Source organism: Mesorhizobium sp. M7A.F.Ca.CA.004.04.2.1 (assembly GCF_004022825.1).
GTDB lineage: Bacteria > Pseudomonadota > Alphaproteobacteria > Rhizobiales > Rhizobiaceae > Mesorhizobium.
The window spans coordinates 1-1082 of record NZ_RZPH01001441.1; the positions used below are offsets into that span (position 1 = coordinate 1).

Annotated in this window: 1 protein-coding gene; it reads left to right on the top strand. The window is 62.3% G+C overall.

The features are described from left to right. Window positions 1–1082 (top strand): GGDEF domain-containing protein (locus EN893_RS35235; protein WP_245490971.1); only part of this gene is annotated, 1082 nt, incomplete at both ends.

Below are 1082 nucleotides of genomic sequence, written 5' to 3' on the forward strand. Positions count from 1 at the left end.
AGCTCATACTGCTGATCAAGGCCGGCTATTGGCTGGCCCTGCTGATCATTGCGGCCATGGTGATCGCCTCCTTCATCCTGCTGCAGCAGATGATGGCCACCCAACAGCACAATCACACCTTGCTCGACATCGTCAGCACACAAAAGACGCTGTCGCAGCGCATCGTCTTCCTTGCCGGTGCAACGGGCGCCGGCTCACGCGACAAGCAACCGGCGCTGGTCAGCGCGCTCAAGCAGGCAACGGCGGAGTTCGAGACGAACTACGACCTGCTGCTCGATCAGACGGGAGCCGATCCGCAATCGCCGGCCAAGCTTGACCCGAAGTCGATCGAAAGCGTCCTTTTCGCCAAGCCCTTCCACCTCGACTATTTCTCGGTCGGGCTGATCGCCAATGGCGACCGCCTGATCTCGGCCTATGAATCGCAATTCAGCGGCAATGGCGGTTACAAGGGCGGCGACGAACGCGTCAATCTCGACGCCTCCGTCGCCAATGCGACCTTGTCGGGCTACGCCGCGCTTGGCCAGCGCATCACTGCCGACGCCGACGACCGCTCCGAGAAGCTGCTCGCTCTCCATCGCACGCTGTTCTACGCCACAATCGGCGTCATCATACTGGTGGCGCTCTTCATCTTCAGGCCGATGTCGAACGCCATCCTGCGCAAGACGCATGAATTGATCGACGCGCGCAATTCCATGGCCTTCATCGCGGTGCATGACGGCCTTACCGGCCTGCACAACCGCACGTTCCTGACCGATCATTTCGACACGCTGATCAAGGGAACGCACCGGCGTCGCGAACGCCTTGCCGTCGTCCAGCTCGATCTCGACCGATTCAAGCAGATCAACGATACGCTCGGCCACGCCGCCGGCGACTATGTGCTGGTCGTGACGGCACAGCGCATGCGCGATTCCTGCCGGGCGTCGGATCTGTGCGTGCGCCTGGGCGGCGACGAGTTCGTCATGATCCTCGGCGGCGCCGGCGGCACCGAAGACATCAATATGCTGGCGCGACGCATCCTGGCACATATCAACGAGCCGATCGTCTTCCAGGGCACGACCATTCTCCCAGGCGCCAGCGCCGGC